Raw genomic sequence first — 17,386 nt, 5'->3', positions numbered from 1 at the left:
GTATGCGCGAGGAGTCCCCGGTGCACTCGACTCATAGAGCTAGAGTGCTGTACATCGTCTCCTTCCTGGTGCTACTCTCCGGTTTCGTGTCGTCCAACGGCTCATTAGTCATGGTCGCGTTGGTAGTACTGGCCTTCCTCTTCGGGTTGAGGGCGTACGTCACCTACGTTGCTACCGGCTTGAGAGACCTTAGAGTCGAGTTCGACCACGACACTCCCATCGATAACGGGGAGTTCGAGGTCAGAGTTGTAATAAAAAACCCGGGGATCGCGCCGCTGGCCTTCGTAGAGTACAACGTGAGGCACTCCCCCTTCCTCAAATTTGTGAGGGGCGCTACGCGCGGCTTCATAGCAGTACCGGCAAAGTCGGAGGTGGTCATAAGGATGGTGTGTCACGGAAGGGTGGGGAAGCATAGAATAGGCCCCGTCGAGTTGCAGGCAAGGGATGTATTCGGGCTGTTCAAGACTAGACCCTATAACACGGGGGCCTTCACCTACATCAGGATACCCCCGTCCTATCAAGTGGCAGTGTTGAGGAGACTGGCCGCCTACGCTAGGTCGGTCGGGCTGTCGAGGTCAAGGATCGCCGGGGCTGGTGTAGAGTTCCACAGCTTGAGAGACTACAAGCCGGGCGACGAACTGAAGAGGATAGAGTGGAGGAAGAGCGTCAAGTTGAGCAGGCTGATCGTCAGGCAGACCGAGAGAGAGGCCCAACAAAACGTGTACATCCTGCTGGACTCCTCTCACGTAATGCTGGTGGGCCCCTACGCCAAGACGGTATTCGAGCACATGTCGAGGGCTATGAGTGCTATCGTGGCCTACCTGGCCCAGAGGGGTGATAACTTCCAAGTCATAGTGTTCGGGGCTCGGAGACTAATCGCTATGCCGACCTTAATGAGGTCAAACGCCGGTCTTAGGGTTGCTCTAGAAGCCATGTCTAGTGTCGACTATGAGGACGTTGTAAAGGAGGAGAGAGCGCGGAGTCTCTTGGAGGCGTACAACATGTTACTAACGTCGCTCAGGAGAGAGAGGAACATAGTGATAATCGTGACGGTCGTCGACTCCCAAGAGTATTACGAGACCCTCGTTAAAGTGGCTAGGGACCTCGCTGGTTTGAAGAACATCGTTTACGTGGTAAACCCTGTCATCACCTCTTACGACATGATCGGCATTCCGGTGTGGGCCCGCGGGCTCTACTCTCTGAAGACGCACGAGTTGCTGACCAAGCAGTTGAACTACTCGAAACTATTGAGGAAGAGCGGTGTTAACACTGTCGTGGTCACTTCACTGGACGCCCCTCTGAAGATCGCCGCGTTGATCGAACAGTACAGGTCTAGATAGTCAGGCATTACCCTGCCCTGAGGCTTAGCACTTATATTCCACAGGGCATATCCTAAACAACTCGGTGTATCCTATGGTCGAGCTTGGTAAGTTAAAGGAGGAAATGTACAGTTTACTCCAGAAGCTGACAAGCGTCCACGCACCAAGCGGGTTTGAGTACTTGATCCACGATACCGTAATAAGCGAGCTGGAGAGGAGCGCAGACAAGGTGTGGGTGGACTCCTTAGGCAACGTGATCGCGTTAAAGAAGGGAAGCAAGGGAGGGGCCAGCTTGATGCTCGCGGCCCACATGGACGAGATAGGGCTGTTCGTGTCCTATATCGAGGACGACGGCTTCCTACGCGTCACCCCGATAGGCGGGGTCCTCGAGAGGACCCTACTACACCAGCGCGTAGTCATAGTGACTAGGAGCGGGAGGACTGTGAAAGGCGTCATAGGCTTGAAGCCCCCTCACGTAGTCAAGCCGGAGGAGGCCCAGAAGATACCCGAGATAAAAGAGCTCTTCGTCGACATCGGCGCGTCATCTCGGGAAGAGGTGGAGAAAATGGGGGTGAGAGTTGGCGACGTGGCGGTGTTCGACAGGACCATGGAGAGGTTGGCCGGAGATAGAGTCACAGGCAAGGCGTTCGACGATCGGGCGGGCCTTGCCGTGATGCTCAAGGCCTTCCAGCTCATTGACAACAACGAGGCCGACGTCTATGCGGTAGCCACCGTCCAAGAGGAGGTCGGGCTCAAGGGGGCTAGGACTGCCGCCTTCGCAATCGCCCCCAGCGCGGCGATAGCCCTTGACGTCACTATCGCGAGCGACTTCCCCGGTGTGGCGAAGAGTGAGCAGTTCACGAGGTTGGGTAAGGGCCCCGCGATCAAGATAGCCGACGGGAGGAACGCGTCAGGCCTCATCACACACCCCGAGATACTCAACTTCATGATCAAAGTTGCCGAAGAGGAGAAGATACCCTACCAGCTAGAGGTCATACCTGGGGGGACTACCGACGCCTCGATAATAGCGTTGAACAGGGAAGGGGTACCGGCTGGCGTTGTCTCGGTGCCTGCCAGGTACATACACTCCCCCACGGAAGTAATAGACTTAAACGACCTCGCCTACGCGGTACTACTCACGGAGAAGATAGCCGAGAAAGCGAGCGTCGAGTGGCTTAAGAGGATTAAGATGCGAGTCGTGAAGTAGCTCTCACAGCCCGAAAAACACCCTTAACACCGTGGCACCAGTCTCGACTACCGCTAAGACTATTAGGAAAGCCCCGAGTACGCCTAGCTCGATACTGAGAACCCCCTTTCTAAGGTCCATACCCAGCACGTGCGCTACGAGCGCGCCAGTCCACGCCCCAGTACCTGGTAAGGGTATCGCGACGAATACTGCCAGGCCGGCGAACTCTAGCTTCTCGTGCCCCCTCGCCTTTTTCCTAGCGTAGTCCACGACTTTCCAGTAGAGTCCCTTCAGAAAACCGGGGGCTCTACTGTTGTTTACAATCTTCCTCTCAACGAACCTCAGGGCGAGAACGGCTATGGGGGCCACCGCTAGATTACCCAATAAACCTGCGGCCAGCGCCACCATGTAGAGCGCCTGGTCCTGTCTGAAGAAGTAGTACGCAAGCGGTACGGCCCCTCGTATCTCGGCCACGGGCAAGAACCCCATCAGAAGGACGAGTAGTAGCTCGTACGCTACACTGCCCACGTGGAACACCGCGCACTACCTATTTAAGAGACCCGCGGTCGAATAAAAACTTGGTGTCCTCGGTGGAGGCAAGACCCTTAATCCTCGTCTCACCCTTTATCGCGTCTCTCCTCTCGCTACTGCTCCTAGCCCTGTGCACCCCCTGGTTTAACATCTGGGAGAACGCATTCAGCGATCTTGGGAGAATCGAGAACGGCCTGACGGCTGTGGTGTTTAACGGGTTGGTGTCCACCACGGGGGCTATACTGTTGGTGTACGCCACCTCGGTGGCACGCCCCCTCGCCGCCCCATACAGAGCCCTGCTCGTGTTAGGAGGCTACTCTCTGACCATGATAGGTGTCTACCCGGAGGACTACGGGAGGCTACACTTCTACGTCTCTCTCGTCTTCTTCTTGGCCTCAATAGCCTACATGGTGGTACACGCCATGGAGACCTCTGTCGAGGGGGCCGTGATTGCCGCCCTCGGGCTCGTCAATTTAGGGGTCTGGACGGCACACTTCGCGTCCAACTTTCCGCCGGGCGCCGCCGTCCCCGAGCTAGTCTCGCTCGTATCGATGCTCGCCACACTGGCTAGAGACCTCGGGAAGACCGCTTCAGGTCAGTCGTAAGCGTTTCCGAGGAGGAACGTGTTCCCCAAATAGACTCTTCTAAGCCCGTTCTCCTCCGCGATTTTCAACGCCCTCCTAGCGTGAGACCAACTCGTCCTTGGTAGGTCGTTGAGGTAGAAGTCCGGGTGGAAGCCCAGAAAGACGACAGGTATGTCGGGGTTCAGGCCCGCGACGAACTTCGTGATACCGTCTAGCTCGTAGTCGTCTACGTACCCCGGTACAAGAAGTACCGATACGACCAGTAGCGGGGGCTCCCTCCTCTTTTCAAATAGCTTCGCCGCTCTCTCCACGTTCTCCCTGATCAGGTGGACGTGTTCGGGCCTCACCCCCGTCAGCGCACTGTAGACCTCTGGGCTCCACGCCTTCATGTCGACCTTGACTATGCCCCCCGTCTCGAGCGAGAGCTCGACCGCCTTTTCGAAAATCGCCGGATTCCAGAGCCCGTTGGTCTCCCAGCAGACTCTGAAAACCCTGAGCCCGACTTCTTTTGCCCTTTTTACCATTCTTCTAGCGGCGATGATAGCTGCGGTGGAGAACACGGACGGGTCTCCACCGAAGAAGCAGACGCAGGTCGTCTGCCCGTTTACAGCCTTCACGAGGTCGTCGATAGTGAAGCGAGGCCACTTTCTAACTGCTATAAGGTGGTGTTCCCAGTTCTGGCAGAAGAGGCAGTTCAAATTACAAGAACCGAAGAATACAGCGATGTTGTAGTAGCCCGGCTCCCCGTTGGGGGTGAGGGCGTAGACCGGGTAGCCAACCCCTTTAGCCGCCGGGCACACCTCGACCGCTACACAGTTCGTTGGGTGGGGGTCGTAGTACACGTGGCCTAGCATAGTATCTGCCCTGAGGAAGGCGGACACCTTCCCGGCAGTCGAGTATCTGAGCCCGCAATAGCCGACCTCCCCGTCGCGTAGAGAGCAAGACCTACCGCACACGGTACACTTCAAGCCGTTGCCGGTAGGCTCCTGCTGTTTGCCCAGCTCTCTTCGGACCTCTTCGTGGATCTTTAATACATGGTGGAGCGCGCTCTTGTTACTCCTAAGACAGTCTACGCAAACTCCCAGAAAGGACGAGATCGTCCTCGAGGACCTCCCGCAGAAAGAGCACGTGCCCATCTCTCCGGCACTACTCCTAGGCTCTCCCACTTTGATCTCGTGGTAAGAGGGGTTATAGGGGTTAAAGCCTGTTAACCCCGGCTCAGCCTGAGCCTGGGGCACATCTTGAACTCGTGTAGGAGAACCTCGGATACAAACGTAGGGTCGCAATTCACGCACTTCCCCTCGGCTACTATTGCGGCCGTCCCCAACGTCACCGAGGAAGCTTTGAACCCCAGCCTCTCCAAGAGCGAGGTCGCCTCCTCGACGCTGGGCCTCCTCATTCCGCTTAATTCGACTCCGTACAAACCCATCTTCCAGCACCTCATCCCGTGGGTGTACAAGTTCGCCATGCAGGCTGAGGGGAAAAACAGCAAGCCCCTCTTCAACGCGTACTTCTGGATACTGGACTTAATGTCGCCTGTGTAGACATCGTACTGGACCCCGTTTTTCATCTTCTCGACTGGGACGTCTACCCTTTTCAAGACCTCCCTTATATCGACGCCCGACTCCTTCAAATTCTTTATAATGCCTTTCGTAACCCTCAACCCGCCCGCTACGACTCCCACCGCGCCGTACTCGAGGGCTTTGTCAACTATCTCCTTGTACTCGCGCTCAGTGACGCCAGGTATTATGGGTCTGAGGAAGAGGAACGGCTTTAACCCTGCCTCTCTAAGGTTCTTAATAGTCTCGAACCTGAGTTCGGGCCTCGGTGCGTAGGGTTCTAGTTCGCTCCACTTGCTCAGAGTGACGACTGAGACAAGCGGGGATATTAGCCCCCTACTCGCATCGGCTATTCTCGCGGCATCGTCTCTGCTGATATATGCCTTGGTCGAGAACTGGACTGGGTTACCCAAGTACGTGTAGAACGCCCGAACGTACTCGATAGTCCGCTCCTTTACTAGGGGGTGGAAAGGCTCTGATACGCTACCGATTGCGAGGTATGTCCCATGCAGAGACGGTATGAAGTACTTGTTTGAGAGGAGCGCGTAGACGACCTGTATACCGCTAAGCGGATACGGGCTCGCCTTCGCTGGGAACCCCATATCGTATATGTAGCAGTACCTACACTGAAAGAAGCATCCGATCGAGGTGTGGATGGTCAGACCGCAAGGCCTAGGCCTCCTTTTAGCGTGGGGATCGTTCTCGGCCTCTCGGGCTTCTCTCTCGCTCAGTAGGCCCCGGACCTCCTCTCTGAGCTTCTCCTTCAGCTCCAGTAGCTTGATGGTGTTGAACAAACAAGACCACTCAAAAGATGTTTAACGTGCTGTGACCCCTTTTACGCACCCCTCCAGAGCGAGGAGATAGATGTCTACCCGAGCTATATTCTCTTGAGTTCCTCTAGGTCTTCTCTCCTCATCCTCCAGCCCATAGAGCCCATTATCTCCTTTACGTGTTCTATTTTCTCAGCCTTGGGTATGGGGATGACGTTGTCCTGGCTTATCAGGTAGTTCAAGGCGACCTGTACGGGTGTCCTCCCGTACTTGGAGGCGATCCTTTGTACCACCGGGTGAGTTACAACGGCGCCCCTCTCGAGCGGCATATACGCCTGGATCGCGATGTTGTTCGCGCGGCAGAACGGGAGGAGAGTCTCTTCTACCTCTCCTTTATGTAGTACGCTGTAGTGGACTTGGTCTACAACTATCCTCTCTCTTGAGAGAGCGTGTATTGCCCTGTCTAGCTCGCTGAGGTCGAAGTTGCTAACGCCAATGTACCTAGTCAGCCCCTCTTTCGCCACGATCTCGAAGTTCCTGACCTGCTCTTCTATACTTATAGACGTGTTAGGCCAGTGGATCAGGTACAAGTCCACGTAGTTTACCCCTAATCTTCTCAAGGCAGCTCTGGCGGCCTTGATGATGAGGTCTTTGTCGACAAGCCTATCGGGCAACATCTTCGTCGTGATGAACACGTTGTCTCTGCCGACGGCTTTGACTAGCTTGCCGACAAATTCCTCGGCTTTCCCACCGTCGTACATCTCGGCCGTGTCGATGTTGTTGACCCCACTACTCAGAGCGTACAGGTAGGCCTCGTACGCCTTACCGTAGTCTCTGATGGCCCAGGTTCCTAGACCAATGGCAGAGACCTTGTCGCTACCAATAACCTTGAACTCGACCTGCACGGCGTTCCCCTTCTAGTAGAGCCGCCGGCGGGACTTGAACCCGCGACCACCGGCTCTCCCGGGCCTTAGGAGACGAGGCTTACAAGGCCGGCGCTCTACCCGGCTGAGCTACGGCGGCTCTAGAATATAATTAAGAGTCCATGAGAGTCTTATAAACGTCGACAACCGTTCCTCGGGGGACGTGCTAAGAGAGGTCGAGTACCGCTTTCTTAATGTTAGCGAGCTTCCTCAACGCGACCTCGTAGGCTTCCCTCCTAGAGCCCGAGGCGGTTGACAGCCCACCGAAGCCGCAGTCGGCAGAGACCAGGTCGACTCTACCTCTTGCCTTCGCGAGAAGCTCTCTCAGTAGACCTCTAATTTCCTCTACACTTTCTACTTCAGGCCTCTTGCTACTGGCCACACCTGGAGCCAGAACTTTGCCTCTGGACGACAGTCTCTCGCCGTCCACTATATTTAGGTTTTCTGGAGAGTCGTGAAACTCGAAGTTGAGGAAGTCTACCGCGGGGACGTCGACTAGCAGGTCGAATAGCCTCCTACTGACCCTGCCACAGACGTGGATCCCGTGGTACCCGCCTATCCCTTTGAAAACGGTCTCAATCACGTCTGCTATGCTTCCCTCATCCCAGCCGAAGAGAAATCTACGCGCGCCCACAACCACCCCTAGTATGGGCTCGTCTATGAAGAGGTAGTTGAAGCCCAGCCTCTCCATGTACTTCAGGACGCTATTGACGTACCTCGCCATGGCTCTCACAACGTCCGCGTTCGCTAGGCCCGTAGACTCTAGCCCGCCCCCCTCCGCGAGCAAGACCTTACTCGAGAGCGTGAAAGGACCTGTAACCGGGGCTCTTAAACCCCTGAAGCCTAAACTCCGCGCGTGGTCTACAAAGACCTCCGCCTCCTCTATCCTACCCTCGAAAACCACGTCCTCGGCCCCCAGGCTCTTGCTTAGGAAATAGCTCTCACCTCTCAGCGTTACAAAGCCACCGGCTACTAGGGGCTCCATGTATATTTCTATGAAGTTCCTCAACTGCGGGTAGGGGGGTACATCCACGCCCACCTCGTAGAGGTCTCTCGCTATCAAGCTCACGTTCTCCAAGCTGAACTCCAACGGGAAGCTGCCCACGTGGCTCGTCTTCACGTGCTGGTCACCTTCTAACGCTTAATTTGTACAGATACTATGTGAGGGATATAATATAACCGAGAGGGTAAGCAGTTGAGCCTCGAAGAGGCAAGAGAGTGCCTGGTGAACCTCGAGAAAGACTGCGTTTTGAGAAACGTGAAAGCCGCTCTAGACGAGGGTATCCCCGCCTCCAAGATAATACTCGACTCCCTGAGCAAAGCCATGGAGGAGATCGGGAGGCTTTACGAGAGCGGAGACTACTTCATAGCTGAGCTGATCGAGGCGGCTAGTATCTTCAAGGAGGCCATGAGGATCCTCGAGCCCAAGTTGAGAGAGGAGGCCTCGAGAATGAAGGCCGTGAAGAGGGCAAGGATCGTCATAGGGACTGTGAAGGGAGACGTCCACGACATAGGCAAGACGCTTGTAGCCATCATGCTCCAGGCGGCTGGACACGAGGTTATAGACCTAGGCGTAGACGTCTCCGTGGAGAAGTTCATTGAGGCCGTCGAGAAATACAAGCCCGACATCGTAGGCATGAGCGCCCTGCTCACGACGACTGCCAGGTACATGAAAACCGTCATAGATGAGCTTACAAGGCGTGGGTTAAGGAGTAGAGTGAAGGTTATTGTAGGCGGGGCGGCCACGACTCCAGAGTTCGCGAAAGAGATCGGGGCCGACGGCTGGGCCCCTAACGCAATAGAGGCCGTTAAACTAGTGGAGAAGTTAATGGAGGTTCAGGCTTGAGCGAGGTCAATATCGTTGTAGGTAACAGGGTGCTGAGGGGGGTTAGCGGCGGTAATCTGGGCGAGATACTTGCAAAGAACGGCCTTATAGCGCTACCGTGTGGAGGTAGGGGTCTCTGTGGCCTTTGCCGCGTTGTCGTTAAGAAAGGCTTGACGTCTCCACCTTCAAAGTACGAGAGGGCACTAGGCTATACGGGACCTGTAAGGCTGGCCTGCCAGACTAGAGTCCTAAGCGACGTCGAGGTAGAGCTTTTCCCGGGGCTAGCAAAGCCCGTCAAGATAAACACCATTGTCGTTAACCCTAGAAGGGTCGAGCCCGTTGTAACAAAAGTCGGACCCGGGCTGTTCAGGGTTCTAGACCGCGTGGTAGAGCTTACCACGGACCTCCAGCGGGCTCTCTTAGTAGACCTGGGGACTACAAAGACAGCGTACCAGGTCGTGGACCTTGAGGGCGATGTACTGGCCGAGGACTCCGTCTTCACCCCGCTCCAAGACTACGGGGCCGACATCATAACGAGGTTGACGAAGGCGTTGGAAGACAAACGGCATATGGACGATATGACGACGAGACTACGTAGCCTAGTGTCCGAGATAGCAGACAAGCACAACGCAGACCTAGTGCTACTAGCAGGGAACAGCGTAATGGAGTCGATCTTCTTCGGTCTAAAACTCGACAGCCTGGCCGAATACCCTTACCAGCCCCCAACTCGCGGCCCTATATTAGACAGCCTGGGGGGTAGGCTTGTGCTGGGGTTTCCCATGTTACACGGCTACCTCGGAGGCGACGCTTACGCGGACCTCATCGCCACCTTAGAACTGAGGTTAGAGACCCCCTACCTGCTGATCGATATAGGCACCAACACCGAGATCTTCCTCGTCAAGGGAGAAGTCGTGTACGGGACCAGCACGCCGAGCGGTCCAGCTTTCGAAACGGGGGTCTCGAGAGGGTCCACTATAGTCCAAGGAGGCGTATATGAGGCGAGAATAGACAGGCTGGAGAACGGCAGGCCCGTCTTCAGCTACAAGTACCTGGTATCAGCCTCAGGCATTTTAGGTCCGGCGCTCGTAAGCATAGTCGCCGACTTGAGACGTCATGGACTAGTGGACGAGAACGGCAAGTTCACTACCGGCTATGCGACCATTGAAGGCGGGCTGAAGGTATTCTACATCGACCCCTCTAAGGACCTCTACGTATCCCAGCTAGACGTGAGGAACTTACAGAAGGCTGTTGCAGCAGTTAAATCTGGTATTAGAATCCTCATGAGGGAGGCCGGGGTGTCGTCAAGCGACCTGAGGCATGTTGTGGTCGCCGGCAATTTCGGCGCGGCCCTTGACATTGAGGACGCCATGGCTATAGGGCTGGTACCCCAAGTTGACAGAGAAAGAGTGTTGGTCGTAGGCAACCTGGTTCTCCCAGGGTTGAGGGTTGCGTTCTTGGACAGAGAGTACCTGGTCGACTTCAGGGAGATCGCGGGAAAGATGGTCTTCGTCGAATTACCCAAGGTAGCGGACTACATGAACGTGTGGATTGACAGCCTCCGGCTCAGCCCCTTGTGAAGATCTGCTGCAACTCCTTTAACAGGGCCTTGACAGGGTGCTTACCCTCTATCCTGACACCAGACCTCCTTAGCCCGTAACCCAGGAGGGAGTCCACCATGGATACGACCGGGGCAACGTACTTTGCTCTAGAGACGGGACCGTACATTACGAAGTCCGCCCCCATCATCCTCAGAAAAGCCGCAGCACCGCCGTGAACACCAACCGCCCCCTCAACGCCCAGCCTCTCCTTAGTGGCCCCGCCGAGCGCGTTTGCGGGCGCGCTACCGGAGGGTAGCTTGAGCTCGGACTTGATCCTGCGTATCGCTTCACCGCTCAGATATATCGAGGACGGGTCTAGTACCACAGTGTCGACCAACACGTTCTTCACCCCCGTGTCTCTAGCCGTGTCAAGCAACCTTCTCACTATCTGAAGCCTCTTCTCCGGCTCTATGGAGGTATAGGGGTCTCTGGGATCGAACGCCATGAGAACGCTGGTCTCGATCCCGCTATTCCTCAACGCCTCCAGCTCCTCGCGCGGGCTGTCCACGTACAGGCCGTTCGCGATCGACAACCTCTTCAGACCCATCTCGGAAGCCCTTAGATAAGCTTTAGCCCTCACCGCGGGGTCTGGGGAATCCAGGAACAACGGGACGTTGAATTCTCCCACGAAGCTTAGGATGTCGTCGACGAGCTCTTCTCGCGGAAAGACCACGTCGAGGGCTAGCACAAGCCCGTGCTTTTCACATATACTAATAGCCTCCTCTACCTTCTCTCGTGCCGAATTCCTGTCAAAACCGCTACTTGTAAGAAGCTTATCTCCCATGTAGAATATGGAACCCACCAGCCACGTTGGGCACTCGCCAAGTATACCCCCAATACAGTAGTCGCCCACACGGTATTTACTCGCTTCGAGCTGGTTCACCTCATCACCACCGTGGGTTCTAACTTATAACGATAGCGCCGACCACATATTAACCTGCTGACGCGTATTTGGGGTGGGAAACGTTTATACACCTACTGCCGGATACAAAGGCCATAAACCGAGACACGGTGACGGCGTTTGGAGATCATAGTCGAGCTCCCCTCTTTCTCAAAGAAGGGGGTCGACAAATTGGCTCCCCGGCTCAAAGACCTCGGCTTCAGCGTCTTCGTCCCCGAGAACCCCGCAGGCCTACCGGCACTATTGGCCGCGTCAGTAGGCGTCTACTTGAGGACGAAGTTTGAGTTAGGGGTCTACGTTAGCACTAGGCTTGTGGACGTGAACCTCCTCCACGCGTACTCAACGGTTCTGACAGCGAAGGAGTTCGGCTTTAAGGGTGTCACATTGCTGAGGGGTGACAAGCCAGCCTTCGGTGAAACCCTGGAAGCAAACTCCGAGGAAGCGCTGACTTTCATAAAAGAGAGAGTGAAAGGTGTCGACCTAGGGCTCGTCGTGAGTATGAGGTTCTCCATGGACAGCATACAAGCCCGCCTGTTAAAGAACCCCGACTACGTTATGGTCATACACTTCGGTCTGGGCAATATGGACAAGATGGTCGAGGTCTCTAAGGTTGCTAGAGAGCGAGGTGTAAGGGTTTACCCGTTTGTCTTGCTGGCCCTCGAGAAGAGTAGGAGCTTGTTCGAGCAACTCGGGCAGCCTTATATCGAGGCAGACCAATTGAGAGGCGTATGTGAGAGCCTCAAAAAAGTCGTTGACGGTGTAGTGGTGTCCTCGCCGCTAGACTTGGACACAGCTGTAGAGCGAGTCGCCCGACTGTGCTTCTAGCCCCCGGACACCGGGGGGAGCAGGACCACCTCGTCCTCATCCTTCAAGCTAACCGGCGCTGATGGGTTGACCGACACCCCGTTTACCAGGACGATCAGCTCCCCTCTTCGATAGAGCTCGTCCAAGACCCTGTACTTCGAGCTCAACGTGTTGACCAACTCCGTTAGACTACCCGCGCTTATGAACTCTTCGGAGACCCCCGTCTTGTCCTTGAGCCAAAGCATGAACTTGACCTTTGGCACTACCCACCCTCTTTGGACTTCTCCTCCTCGAGCCGCTTCTCGAATAGGCTCTTCAGCTCCTCATCGCTCATACTCCTGTAAGGTTCGGCAAGCAGCTCTCTCGCTTCTTTGTGCTTCAAGAAGTAGTAAATCGAGTAGCTGCAAATCGGCTCTATCAAGTACCCGTTTTCCTTCGCCATGTTTACCGCGTACTCCATTAACTGGCCGGCTATCCCCTTACCCCTGTGCTGAGGTGGCGTGTACGTTTCGAGTAGCTTCATAACGTTGTTCTCGACCCTGTACCTGATAAAGGCTTTTGTGTTGTCGGGTAGGGTCATGTAGATCACGGTGCTGGTGTGTTTAATACCCTCCAAGCAACCACCTCGATCCTTTTAGGTTAAAGAAGTAGGAGTTTTAAATAGGTTGTTTAAAGGTGGAGTGGGTGGAACCGTTTTAAACACTCGCGACATTGTATTAAACCGGTTTGAATCATGGAGAGGCTTCTACTAGTAGTACTGCTAGCAGGAGTATTGGCTCTCTCCAACACGGCCCTCTACGCCGAGTCTCAAACCAGAATCGCCCACACCACGATTTTCTACAACGGCCTTCTCGAAGTAGCTACTAGCGGTGAGTACACTCCGAGAAATTTTGTAAACAGCGGGGCTAGTTCTTTCTACATGAGGGTCACATACCTGGTGAGAGCGGACATAGAGATAGCTGTCGTGAACGGGGTAACTGTGTATAGCGCAAACATAAGCAGGCGGATCGACTCGATCTCCTCCGCTCCACTGAGCGTCGTCAACTCCACTTCGCTACAGGCCGAGAGCAACTTATCCTATGCTTCTACCGGCATTTTCAACCCCCCTATAGTCCTATCCTTCAACGAGAGCCTGGGCTGGGACGTCTTAGACTGGAGCGGGTTTAAAGAGAACATCGTCTTGTTCGACGTCGACCTCGTACACAAGGGGGTCAAACAGGTTGAGAGCTACGAGAAGACCAACGTAATGCTGATCAAAGACCTGTACTACGAGCCGGTGACCATGATCCCAGTGTTCTATGCGTATACCTACTCTGTTCAGTCGCCCGACGGGAGTGTGATGGTGAGGGTCAGCCTTAACGGCCTCTTCTCCACGTTGAACTTGACTTCAATTGTAAGGAGGGAGGTGATTTCGATCGGTGTCGGGAACGACACCAGCGTTGTAATAAGGGTCGACAGGCTAGTCCACGACAGGCTCAGCGTGGAGCAGGTCAACGATACCTCGATCAGGCTCGCTTTCAACGGACCTGCCCCCGCCTTTATCCAAGTAGAGATACCACCGAATGTGGAGTTGAGGTCAAACGTAGATTTCACGAAGTTGAGTAGTGGTCCTACAGCGTACTACGTCTACGAGGGGGTTGTCTCGGGTGAAGTATTGTTGGATTTCGGCGAGAGGGTGTCCCTCTTAAACGGGAACCAGACCTCCTTAACTGGTGGTGTAGGACTCCCCATGAGCACTAATGTCGGAGACCTCGTCTTCACCGCCCTGGTGGTCTCCCTCTCCGTCTACGCTGCCTACCTCCTCGCGGACAAGATCTCCCGGTATCTTTAGCGTGCCTGTCCCCCCTCTCCGCAAATTCCTGTAGTAAACCGACAAGGGGTTCCTCCCGTCGCACCGGTCTAGAACAGGGCAGAGCCCGAGAGCCTTTAGTTTGTCGCAGCTATAGGGGCTGTACTTCTTCCTACCGCCTCTCAGGCCCGCCAAATGCTCGACCTGGTAGCGCGTGATCTTCTCGTTGAAGTCGGGTGCGGAGCTGAAGAGCTCCACGACCTGGTCTACTTCGAGACCTATGTTAAGCAGGAAGGTGGCTATGAGGAACCTCTCGGCGTGGGAGACGTTCTCGCCCTGCCTTAAGCGCTCAATAGCCCTCTTAACGCAGGGGGGAAATGCGTCCTCCTTGACAACCTGTACTCCTTGCTCACTAGCGATGTCAGAGGACGCAGCCCCCTTCACTTGGGCGATTTTCCGCGCCTCTTCCAGCAGTTTTTGGTCAACCCTCAACGGCTCCAGAGCCTCGAACGTCTTAAGCACGTGCTGGTATATCGCCTCCTCCAACACTCTCGTATAGGTCTCCCTGTCGAGGTAGACCCTCCCCTTGGACACGACGTTGCTGGATATATGGTATTTCTTGTCCTGGGAGAGCCTTGCGGATACTACCGCTAGGTAGGACTTCAAGCCCATAGAGAAGCTCAGGGCCCTGTACACCACGGTTCCCTTCTTCAAGTGGAGGGGGATCTTGTAAGGCTGGTTGTTCAGCTCGACGTCTAGCCCGAGCTTCTGCCCTATACCGACCAGCGTCTCGTCGTCAAGCCCTTCTAGCAGATTACCCGCCTGTTTAGAGTACGCTACAGCGATCTTCGTGTAAAGCCTTCTCTCGGCCAGCGACTTCGCCAACATGGCGAGGGCGTAGTAGGCCGCGACCTCGTGTTCTAGGGGTAAGCTGGGCTCCGCTGGAGTGCCCTCAGTCACGATCTTTTCGAGGTTCTGGAGCACCCTCAGGCGTATGGGCGAGTCCTCTTGTACCACGAGCTCCTCTAAGGGCGCGCCTCTTAGCAGGTCTGATAGCTCTTCTCGCTTTATCAGAAACGGGAACTGCCTGTAGTCGATTACCCGCCTCCTCGGCATGTCGTTCTCCAACTCGTAACGAGGTGTTCAGCGCTTTGGCCCCACATCACAGTTCAGGAAGACCTCTTGTGAGGTCCCCTTACATCATCAATCTTACCTTCATACTCTTCGAGAGTTATAACGTTTAGCGCCTCGGCGTTACCCACGATCGATTGGGCCGAACTACCTCAAGTCGAACACGATCTCCTCCCTACCCGGTAGCCTCGTCCCCCTAGCTACCGTGAACTTGACCCCCCTGCCCTCGAGCACGACCTCGTATGGGACGTTCAATGAGGCCCTGACGAATCTCGCATTTTCGGGGAAAACCCAGTATACCGTGTAGTCGTACTCGGCGGTCTCCTCCTCGTACTCGTTCAAGTAGTGGTTTAGCCCCTTTCTCAGTTCGCCCTTGAACACGATCTTAAAGACGATGTACGCGAGGTTCTCCAGCCCGGCAACGCCGATGTCCACGTCTTTCACTACCGGGTATACCCTCTTGTTGTTAATATAGACTCGCTCTTCGTCGAGGAAATACTGCATGTTCCTGGCGAGGAGCTCGATCTCTCTACCACGTTTAACGGGGTCTTTGGAGATCTCGAGGTACAGTCTGCCTGGGTCGGAGTAGAGAAACACTATTGTCTGGTCCACGAGCCCCGAGTCGTGTACGTGAAAGAAGCCGTAGCCGTAGATTGGCTGGAGCTCGCTCATTTCTTCAACCTTTTGTAGAGAAGAAGTCCTTTCTCGGTCAGCTTCAGGACGTTGTATTTACCTACCCGCTCTACTTCGACATAGCCTTCTTCGAGCAACCTCTTGACCCTCCTACTGATACTGGACTTGGGCCTCTTCGTGATCGAGACCAGCTCGCTCTGTCTGAGACCCTGCTCGCCCGCCTCTCCTAGTGCCAGGACTATCTCTCTAACCACGTCGTCCTCCTCGAGCCTCTTGGGCGGCAAGGTCTCCACCTCCAGCCGCCCCCGCCTCAGCGAGTAGTAGAGGGCAGCGGCAACCGTGCCCGCTAGAAGAGCAGTTACCGCCCAAACCCACCAGGGCGTTGGCGAGGTCTGCGCTCCGCTGGACGGCTGAGACACCTGGTTCATCGGTACTAACAGTATTACGTGGTAGAGACCGGGAGAGCTAAACGTTATCACTGTTGTGTTGGCGGAGTAAGAGACAGATACAGTCCCCGTGGGGTAGTCGAACCTCCTGGCGATGACCTGGTAGACCCCCGGTATGGTGATTGTAGACGTAAACGACGTGTTGCGGAACATCGTGAAGTCGAGTACAGCCTCGTACGAGCCCGGCGTTAGCTCCTGGAAGAGGTCGTAGAGCAAGAGGTAGACGTTAACGGTCGTCGACGAGTTGGCGACGAAGTCGATGACCCCTGTAGAGGAGTTGAACAAGGGAGGTACGAGCACAGCGGCGGGGTTTGAGAACGTCGCGTTCAAGAAGCTGGCGTTGGCGTAAGACGGGTTGACCAACTGAATAGAGAACTGGGTCGTAGTGTTAACGTCTACATTGAAGGTGATACTCGCGTAGCCGCTACGGGCCAGCGGGTCGTACATTATGTAGTACGTCACATTGCTGATGAGGGGCTGCGAGCTGAGAGCCGGCGAGACGGTCAGGAGGCAGGCTACAACCAAGAGAGCGGAGAGCCCTGTAGCCGCCTTTCTCAACATGAAAGCCTCGACTCCCTTTACGCTAAGTAAAAAAGTCGTGTAAGGAAATTTAAGCCCTCTTCCTGGCCAGTACTACGCCTATAACTCCTAGAACTACCAGGACGGCCAGTACTATGGCTACCAGCGCGGGGGTTGCCAACGGGCCCCCCTGCGTTGTCGGTGGGGTAGTAGTTGCCGCTGGCGACTGTGTTGGTGTTGTGGGGGCCGGAGCGGTGGTCTGCGGGCCTGTCGTTGTAGCGGTTATAGCAGGGGAGGTCGTCGTTGGGGGTGTGGTGGGCGGGGCCGCTCCCTGAGTGTAGACGGTGAGCGTGAGGATTAGTATCCCCCTCCCGTCAACGTGTATACTTGTAGTGTTAGACGAGAAGTCCAGCCTAGTAGAGCAGGGGAGGCCTACACAGCTCACGTTGTAGAGGCCCGGGACGTAAATGTCTACGCTCACGCTGCCCGGCATTGCCGAGGTGTCGAGGGTCACGGAGTAGCTACCCGGCACCAGCGGTGTCATGAGGTCTCTAATACTGTAGGTCAGGGTGAAGCCGCTCGTGTTATTCAAGAGGACGGCGACCACGTTAGCCTGCTGGTCGTGGAAGTAAGGTAGTGGGGTGCCATCGCTACTCGTGACATTCAGTACTGTGATGTTACTGCCCGGCAACAAGCCTATGGTGAAGTTCACGGGTGTGGCCACTACACTACTGAAGACTATATTGTAGGTTACGACCCCCGCACCTGCGATAGGGTCGTACACTATTCGAATGCCTATGCTAGAGACCTGCTGCGATAAGGACATTCCCGGCAGCAGCACAATTATCGTTAAAAAACTCAAGGCAAG

The 17,386-nt window shown here is 55.3% G+C and carries 18 protein-coding genes and 1 tRNA gene; 6 read left to right on the top strand and 13 right to left on the bottom strand.

Annotated features, from left to right (window positions below; genetic code table 11):
• Window positions 1–2: 2 nt before the first annotated feature.
• Both ACP5VX_RS01295 and ACP5VX_RS01290 read left to right on the top strand, forming a co-directional pair.
• A complete protein-coding gene (locus tag ACP5VX_RS01295) occupies window positions 3–1,340 on the top strand; it encodes a DUF58 domain-containing protein (protein WP_428724091.1) in 1,338 nt (445 codons plus the stop codon).
• A 73-nt stretch (window positions 1,341–1,413) separates the two neighbouring features.
• On the top strand, window positions 1,414–2,526 hold the full coding sequence (locus tag ACP5VX_RS01290) for a M42 family metallopeptidase (RefSeq protein ID WP_428724090.1): 1,113 nt from the start codon (window positions 1,414–1,416) through the stop codon (window positions 2,524–2,526).
• Window positions 2,527–2,529: 3 nt separating this feature from the next.
• On the opposite strand, the gene ACP5VX_RS01285 is transcribed toward ACP5VX_RS01290, so the two are convergent.
• Window positions 2,530–3,033, bottom strand: coding sequence for a COG2426 family protein (locus tag ACP5VX_RS01285; protein WP_428724089.1), 504 nt, complete (start codon window positions 3,031–3,033; stop codon window positions 2,530–2,532).
• Window positions 3,034–3,095: 62 nt separating this feature from the next.
• On the opposite strand from ACP5VX_RS01285, the gene ACP5VX_RS01280 reads away from it, so the two are divergent.
• Entirely contained in the window at window positions 3,096–3,641 is a 546-nt protein-coding gene (locus ACP5VX_RS01280) for a DUF998 domain-containing protein (protein WP_428724088.1), read from the top strand.
• Here ACP5VX_RS01280 and ACP5VX_RS01275 read toward each other — a convergent pair.
• The 5 genes from ACP5VX_RS01275 to ACP5VX_RS01255 form a co-directional block, all read right to left on the bottom strand.
• Complete coding sequence (locus ACP5VX_RS01275) at window positions 3,632–4,786, bottom strand: radical SAM protein (protein WP_428724087.1); 1,155 nt, start codon at window positions 4,784–4,786, stop codon at window positions 3,632–3,634. The two genes, ACP5VX_RS01280 and ACP5VX_RS01275, sit on opposite strands and share 10 nt — an antisense overlap.
• A gap of 41 nt (window positions 4,787–4,827) precedes the next feature.
• Complete coding sequence (locus ACP5VX_RS01270) at window positions 4,828–5,973, bottom strand: radical SAM protein (protein ID WP_428724086.1); 1,146 nt, start codon at window positions 5,971–5,973, stop codon at window positions 4,828–4,830.
• 83 nt (window positions 5,974–6,056) lie between these two features.
• Entirely contained in the window at window positions 6,057–6,854 is a 798-nt protein-coding gene (locus ACP5VX_RS01265; RefSeq protein ID WP_428724085.1) for an aldo/keto reductase, read from the bottom strand.
• Window positions 6,855–6,873: 19 nt separating this feature from the next.
• Window positions 6,874–6,972 (bottom strand) — tRNA-Thr (locus ACP5VX_RS01260).
• 66 nt (window positions 6,973–7,038) lie between these two features.
• Window positions 7,039–7,992 carry a methionine synthase gene (locus ACP5VX_RS01255; RefSeq protein ID WP_428724084.1) on the bottom strand — a complete coding sequence of 318 codons (954 nt, stop codon included), beginning with the start codon at window positions 7,990–7,992 and terminating at the stop codon, window positions 7,039–7,041.
• A gap of 75 nt (window positions 7,993–8,067) precedes the next feature.
• Between ACP5VX_RS01255 and ACP5VX_RS01250 the strand changes: the two genes are divergently transcribed.
• Both ACP5VX_RS01250 and ACP5VX_RS01245 read left to right on the top strand, forming a co-directional pair.
• Window positions 8,068–8,718 (top strand): cobalamin B12-binding domain-containing protein, encoded by a 651-nt coding sequence (locus ACP5VX_RS01250; RefSeq protein ID WP_428724083.1) that lies wholly within the window; start codon window positions 8,068–8,070, stop codon window positions 8,716–8,718.
• Complete coding sequence (locus ACP5VX_RS01245; protein ID WP_428724082.1) at window positions 8,715–10,274, top strand: ASKHA domain-containing protein; 1,560 nt, start codon at window positions 8,715–8,717, stop codon at window positions 10,272–10,274. The genes ACP5VX_RS01250 and ACP5VX_RS01245 overlap by 4 nt, the downstream gene beginning before the upstream one ends.
• On the opposite strand, the gene ACP5VX_RS01240 is transcribed toward ACP5VX_RS01245, so the two are convergent.
• Window positions 10,261–11,178, bottom strand: a complete 918-nt coding sequence (locus tag ACP5VX_RS01240; RefSeq protein ID WP_428724081.1) for a tetrahydromethanopterin S-methyltransferase subunit H — start codon at window positions 11,176–11,178, stop codon at window positions 10,261–10,263. The genes ACP5VX_RS01245 and ACP5VX_RS01240 overlap by 14 nt on opposite strands.
• A 138-nt stretch (window positions 11,179–11,316) precedes the next feature.
• Here ACP5VX_RS01240 and ACP5VX_RS01235 point away from each other — a divergent pair, with 138 nt between their 5' ends.
• Window positions 11,317–12,021: a hypothetical protein gene (locus ACP5VX_RS01235; protein WP_428724080.1), complete on the top strand. Its 705-nt coding sequence runs from the start codon at window positions 11,317–11,319 to the stop codon at window positions 12,019–12,021.
• Here ACP5VX_RS01235 and ACP5VX_RS01230 read toward each other — a convergent pair.
• The 6 genes from ACP5VX_RS01230 to ACP5VX_RS01205 form a co-directional block, all read right to left on the bottom strand.
• The gene (locus ACP5VX_RS01230) at window positions 12,018–12,263 is read right to left on the bottom strand and encodes a MoaD/ThiS family protein (RefSeq protein ID WP_428724079.1); all 246 of its coding nucleotides are present in this window, start codon (window positions 12,261–12,263) and stop codon (window positions 12,018–12,020) included. The two genes, ACP5VX_RS01235 and ACP5VX_RS01230, sit on opposite strands and share 4 nt — an antisense overlap.
• Window positions 12,263–12,580 (bottom strand): GNAT family N-acetyltransferase, encoded by a 318-nt coding sequence (locus tag ACP5VX_RS01225; RefSeq protein WP_428724135.1) that lies wholly within the window; start codon window positions 12,578–12,580, stop codon window positions 12,263–12,265. Before ACP5VX_RS01225 ends, ACP5VX_RS01230 begins: the two co-directional genes overlap by 1 nt.
• Before the next feature lie 1,125 nt (window positions 12,581–13,705).
• Window positions 13,706–14,917 (bottom strand): DNA primase, encoded by a 1,212-nt coding sequence (locus ACP5VX_RS01220; RefSeq protein ID WP_428724078.1) that lies wholly within the window; start codon window positions 14,915–14,917, stop codon window positions 13,706–13,708.
• Window positions 14,918–15,067: 150 nt separating this feature from the next.
• Window positions 15,068–15,592: a hypothetical protein gene (locus tag ACP5VX_RS01215; RefSeq protein WP_428724077.1), complete on the bottom strand. Its 525-nt coding sequence runs from the start codon at window positions 15,590–15,592 to the stop codon at window positions 15,068–15,070.
• Window positions 15,589–16,560, bottom strand: a complete 972-nt coding sequence (locus ACP5VX_RS01210; protein WP_428724076.1) for a helix-turn-helix transcriptional regulator — start codon at window positions 16,558–16,560, stop codon at window positions 15,589–15,591. The genes ACP5VX_RS01215 and ACP5VX_RS01210 overlap by 4 nt, the downstream gene beginning before the upstream one ends.
• Window positions 16,561–16,609: 49 nt before the next feature.
• Entirely contained in the window at window positions 16,610–17,344 is a 735-nt protein-coding gene (locus ACP5VX_RS01205; RefSeq protein ID WP_428724075.1) for a hypothetical protein, read from the bottom strand.
• Between the last annotated feature and the right edge of the window lie 42 nt (window positions 17,345–17,386).

This window comes from Thermogladius sp. (assembly GCF_049970955.1).
Lineage (GTDB): Archaea > Thermoproteota > Thermoprotei_A > Sulfolobales > Desulfurococcaceae > Thermogladius.
Note: the sequence above shows the minus strand (reverse complement) of the source record. Positions and strands in the feature narration are given on the sequence as shown.

Coding starts and splice junctions, on each gene's coding strand:
- ACP5VX_RS01295 (WP_428724091.1), top strand. CDS start 3: ATGCGCGAGGAGTCCCCGGTGCACTCGACTCATAGAGCTAGAGTGCTG.
- ACP5VX_RS01290 (WP_428724090.1), top strand. CDS start 1,414: ATGGTCGAGCTTGGTAAGTTAAAGGAGGAAATGTACAGTTTACTCCAG.
- ACP5VX_RS01225 (WP_428724135.1), bottom strand. CDS start 12,580: ATGACCCTACCCGACAACACAAAAGCCTTTATCAGGTACAGGGTCGAG.
- ACP5VX_RS01215 (WP_428724077.1), bottom strand. CDS start 15,592: ATGAGCGAGCTCCAGCCAATCTACGGCTACGGCTTCTTTCACGTACAC.
- ACP5VX_RS01210 (WP_428724076.1), bottom strand. CDS start 16,560: ATGTTGAGAAAGGCGGCTACAGGGCTCTCCGCTCTCTTGGTTGTAGCC.
- ACP5VX_RS01205 (WP_428724075.1), bottom strand. CDS start 17,344: ATGTCCTTATCGCAGCAGGTCTCTAGCATAGGCATTCGAATAGTGTAC.